Consider the following 5,179-nt stretch of genomic DNA (forward strand, 5'->3'; position numbering starts at 1 on the left):
TCCTCCTCCCTGGGCTTCCCCATGGGCACGTACCGCGTCCGCTTCCAGCGGTACCCCATCTCCAGAAGCTTCCGCCTCACCGTCCCCGGGTGGAAGGTCACGAAGAAGCGCCCCTCCAGGGCCTCCAGGAGCCGGGGTGCCGTCCAGGTCTCCTCCCCCTGCAAAAGCTCTCGCAGGAAGGTGCTCATGGCGTGGGTCCAGCGGGGCCTGGCCCCGGGGGGCTTGCCGTCCTCAAGGCCCTCTATTCCCTTTTCCAGCCACCGCCTGAGGTCGCGGTGAAGGGTGGAGCGGTCCAGGCTCAGGTGGCGGTCCACCCCTGGGCGGCCAGCCGCACTGCCTGAGCGCGGCGCCGGGCCTTGAAGGGAATCACGGGGTTGGCCTCCAGCTCCCGGAGCTGGGCGTCCTCCTCTGGGGTCAAGTGGACGCGAAGAGGGGCAGGCATGTGGAGAGCTTAATGCATAGGCACTTAGTGTAGCCGAGACGGAATCCGCAGTACGCTTTGTGGTGGGCGTGGATGCCCACAAGGCCAGCTTCACCTATCTGATCCTCCAACTCAAGGAAGGCGGCAGCCTGGGCGAGGTAGCCCAGGGTGAGCTGCCCAACACCGCCGATGGGTACGCCGAACTGTTGCAGGCCCTGGCCGGTCAGCAACCCCGGGTCTTTGTGGTGGAAAATGCTCGGGGCTATGCCCTGGGGCTCTCCTGGCACCTGCTGCAGCAGGGCCAGCAGGTGTACGACCTCCCCGCCACCCAGGTCGCCACCTTACGCCGTCGTCGCCAGCAGGCCAAGAACGATACCCAGGATGCCCGGCTGGCGGCCCTGGCCTGGCTGGAGCACCCCACCCAGCGCTGCCCGCTTCGCTTGCCCACCCTACCCTTGCAGCTCCAGAGCCTGACCCGCTGCCGGGAAGGCCTGGTGCAGCAGCGGCTGTCCCTACAGCAGCAGTTGGTTGCGCTACAGCGGCAGCCCTATGCGCTGGCCCAGGTGCGCCAGAGCCTGCAGGTGGTGATGCAGAGCCTCAGCCAGGAGATTGCGGCCCTGGAGCAGTCCATGCAAACCCTGTTGGAGCCTTACCGGGGCTTGCAGACCGAGACCGGCATCGGGTTGGTGAGCGCCGCCGTCCTGATCGGCGAGGTGCAGTATCTAGAGCGTTTCCGCGACGAGGCCGCCTTTGCAGCCTATGCAGCTACCGCCTCCTTAGACCACTCCTCCGGTCAACGCCAGCGGGTCAAGGTTAACCCAGGCGGTAACCGTCGCCTGAACCGGGTGATTGAGCTCATCACCTGGAACCGCTTACGACTTGACCCCCGTACCCAGGCCTATCATGCCCGAAAGATGTGCGAGGGCATGGCCCGGCGGCAGGCTACCCGGGCCACCAAGCGCCAGGTGACCCGGGACGTGGACGTCTACCGGGCGTTGTGCCGGGTATTGACATAGAGGCCTCCCACGAATACCCCACACAGCATCCTTTTGAAGCTATGGCGTGTATCGGTGGTGGGCCCGCTGACGGTTCATCCCCGCGCGTGTGGGGAATACCAGCCGGTAAGCGGCCCTACCCCCGAGCCGCACGGTTCATCCCCGCGCGTGTGGGGAATACGAGGAGATGGCTAAGCCACATTAGGGCCCGCCGGTTCATCCCCGCGCGTGTGGGGAATACGCCTCCGCCTGCATTTGTTGCTGGAAAGTCTCAGGTTCATCCCCGCGCGTGTGGGGAATACAAGCGAGCGATGGGAAACTCCGGCAACCATCCCGGTTCATCCCCGCGCGTGTGGGGAATACAAGCGCAGCCGATGGTTGAATAAAGCGCTGAGCGGTTCATCCCCGCGCGTGTGGGGAATACCACTGCGTAGGGAACTTGACATGAACCCTGCCCGGTTCATCCCCGCGCGTGTGGGGAATACGCAATCACAGGCGAAAATGACCCGTCCCTACAACGGTTCATCCCCGCGCGTGTGGGGAATACGTTTAGGTGCTCCTGGTGCTCCTCCTCGAGCGCGGTTCATCCCCGCGCGTGTGGGGAATACGTTTAGGTGCTCCTGGTGCTCCTCCTCGAGCGCGGTTCATCCCCGCGCGTGTGGGGAATACGTTTAGGTGCTCCTGGTGCTCCTCCTCGAGCGCGGTTCATCCCCGCGCGTGTGGGGAATACACCATCAGCATCACGGTAGACGGCACTTCTGCCGGTTCATCCCCGCGCGTGTGGGGAATACAAACGACGCGCACCCAATTCCCGGGGCTGCGGCGGTTCATCCCCGCGCGTGTGGGGAATACAAGAGTTTGAACCCCTCCTCGCGGTCAACCACCGGTTCATCCCCGCGCGTGTGGGGAATACATCATCTGGGGCAGATGCCAGCACGCCTAAGACGGTTCATCCCCGCGCGTGTGGGGAATACGGCCCACCTGTAACTACCAGAGGCTCTTCGGGCGGTTCATCCCCGCGCGTGTGGGGAATACCACACAGGAGGAAGGAGAGAATGAAAACGGAACGGTTCATCCCCGCGCGTGTGGGGAATACCACACAGGAGGAAGGAGAGAATGAAAACGGAACGGTTCATCCCCGCGCGTGTGGGGAATACGGCCAGCGGGAAGCTATGTTTGCCACAGAACGCGGTTCATCCCCGCGCGTGTGGGGAATACACCCGAACCTGCCCGCATCCCGGCAGACAGGAGCGGTTCATCCCCGCGCGTGTGGGGAATACCCACAGGTTCGACAACCAGCCCCAGGTCTCGACGGTTCATCCCCGCGCGTGTGGGGAATACCGGTTCACCGCCGCAGCCCTGGGCTTGAGCCGCGGTTCATCCCCGCGCGTGTGGGGAATACCAGGTATCCCACATCGAAGCGCTGGCTCGAGGCGGTTCATCCCCGCGCGTGTGGGGAATACGTCGCGCTCAACGACAACGGTGGGGTATATACCCGGTTCATCCCCGCGCGTGTGGGGAATACTACTCTTCCGCTTTCCCAAACTGTGGTTTGCCGGTTCATCCCCGCGCGTGTGGGGAATACGCAGGCCAGTTATCGGCTCTGGCTGTGCCTCCCGGTTCATCCCCGCGCGTGTGGGGAATACAAGGCGATATTCAAAGGTAGCGTGTGGGCTGCCGGTTCATCCCCGCGCGTGTGGGGAATACCAGTACGCCCTGTTCGCCGCTCGCTCGGTATCCGGTTCATCCCCGCGCGTGTGGGGAATACATTCACCACATCTTGCATCGCTTCTCGCTGGGCGGTTCATCCCCGCGCGTGTGGGGAATACATCGCTCGGAATCCATATCCATGTGTTTCCCCCGGTTCATCCCCGCGCGTGTGGGGAATACCGCTACCGTCTGGGCTGAAAGTCCCAACGGCACGGTTCATCCCCGCGCGTGTGGGGAATACTGACGTGTTCGACGACAGCATGATTGTCGAACCGGTTCATCCCCGCGCGTGTGGGGAATACCTGGGGCCCGGCCGGCCCGGCTCGCGGTACTGCGGTTCATCCCCGCGCGTGTGGGGAATACGCCACCTCAACAATCTGCCGGAGCGTCCATGGACGGTTCATCCCCGCGCGTGTGGGGAATACTGGTCGCCCCGCACCAGGGGCAGCGGCCAGCGCGGTTCATCCCCGCGCGTGTGGGGAATACGGTTTCATGGCTGCACCTCCTGATTAAGCAGGCGGTTCATCCCCGCGCGTGTGGGGAATACCCAGACCGCCCGCAAGCCCGGCCAGCCCCACTCGGTTCATCCCCGCGCGTGTGGGGAATACTGTTACGCTTCAGCATGAAATAAACCAGGTGCCGGTTCATCCCCGCGCGTGTGGGGAATACGCTGCTCAGTCGGCTGCACCTATTATCACGTCTCGGTTCATCCCCGCGCGTGTGGGGAATACCCCTCGGACGGCTTTTCACGGCGTAGCACCCACCCGGTTCATCCCCGCGCGTGTGGGGAATACACACACCACCACCACGGGTTGTGACGCGCTCACGGTTCATCCCCGCGCGTGTGGGGAATACACCACCATAGCAATACACCCCCACTCCACGTGCGGTTCATCCCCGCGCGTGTGGGGAATACGCGCTGAAGCGTGCTAGGCAAACGCGCGTGGACGGTTCATCCCCGCGCGTGTGGGGAATACCTTGCTCGCTCCTCGAGGGCCTGCCATTCCTCCGGTTCATCCCCGCGCGTGTGGGGAATACGCAGCGGGCGGGCCGCCTTCGCCTGGCGACGCGGTTCATCCCCGCGCGTGTGGGGAATACTGGGGATTGCGGAAAGGAAAGCGCCGCCCCTCCGGTTCATCCCCGCGCGTGTGGGGAATACGTGGTCAGGCTTCCCTCGGCTTTGAGGTCGCCCGGTTCATCCCCGCGCGTGTGGGGAATACGTGCGGGGGGTGGGGCGAAACCCCTGAGGAGGGCGGTTCATCCCCGCGCGTGTGGGGAATACGTAGCCTGCGGGTGCTCTGGGCCTGCGGACTACGGTTCATCCCCGCGCGTGTGGGGAATACAGCAGCTTTCCAGGCCGCCGTTATCCGGCGGCCGGTTCATCCCCGCGCGTGTGGGGAATACGCTTCCAAAATGGTGCGCTGCACGCTGCCGGGCGGTTCATCCCCGCGCGTGTGGGGAATACGCTCCTTCCACTCCTCAAGGTAAGTGGTCAGGCGGTTCATCCCCGCGCGTGTGGGGAATACTGCACAAAGCCCTGACTACCGTTGCCAACGAGCGGTTCATCCCCGCGCGTGTGGGGAATACGGTTATTGGGGGTATCACAGCGCTTACAGTCGCGGTTCATCCCCGCGCGTGTGGGGAATACTGATTCGTTCAAAGGCTTCTTGCATGGTCTCTCCGGTTCATCCCCGCGCGTGTGGGGAATACAGCCGCGATCGAGCGACCAGATCCTCAGCTCGCGGTTCATCCCCGCGCGTGTGGGGAATACGTAACCGGGCCTATTTTCGCCACGCTCGGTCTTCGGTTCATCCCCGCGCGTGTGGGGAATACCACCTCAGCAGCCACTGCTGTTACGCTCAGGCCGGTTCATCCCCGCGCGTGTGGGGAATACGTGGATGCACTAGCTAAGGTGGAGAAAGACCTCGGTTCATCCCCGCGCGTGTGGGGAATACGCCTCTACAGCCACTAAAAAGCGCATTACGCCGGTTCATCCCCGCGCGTGTGGGGAATACTTGGCTTGGGGCCGGTGGTGCACCTTGCCGGCCGGTTC

The 5,179-nt window shown here is 64.0% G+C and carries 3 protein-coding genes and 1 CRISPR repeat array; of the genes, 1 reads left to right on the forward strand and 2 read right to left on the reverse strand.

Annotated elements, in window-relative coordinates; translation table 11 throughout:
- Positions 1–314 (reverse strand): helix-turn-helix domain-containing protein (locus Mhypo_RS18260; RefSeq protein WP_170148346.1); only part of this gene is annotated, 314 nt, incomplete at its 3' end.
- Complete coding sequence (locus tag Mhypo_RS18265; protein ID WP_170148347.1) at positions 299–442, reverse strand: hypothetical protein; 144 nt, start codon at positions 440–442, stop codon at positions 299–301. The genes Mhypo_RS18265 and Mhypo_RS18260, both read right to left, overlap by 16 nt.
- A 68-nt stretch (positions 443–510) precedes the next feature.
- Here Mhypo_RS18265 and Mhypo_RS17170 point away from each other — a divergent pair, with 68 nt between their 5' ends.
- On the forward strand, positions 511–1,437 hold the full coding sequence (locus Mhypo_RS17170) for an IS110 family transposase (RefSeq protein ID WP_170148348.1): 927 nt from the start codon (positions 511–513) through the stop codon (positions 1,435–1,437).
- A gap of 70 nt (positions 1,438–1,507) precedes the next feature.
- Positions 1,508–5,141: direct repeats of the CRISPR family, unit length 29 nt; unit sequence CGGTTCATCCCCGCGCGTGTGGGGAATAC.
- The last annotated feature ends 38 nt before the right edge of the window (positions 5,142–5,179 follow it).

The sequence above is a fragment of the Meiothermus hypogaeus genome, assembly GCF_003574035.1.
Lineage (GTDB): Bacteria > Deinococcota > Deinococci > Deinococcales > Thermaceae > Meiothermus > Meiothermus hypogaeus.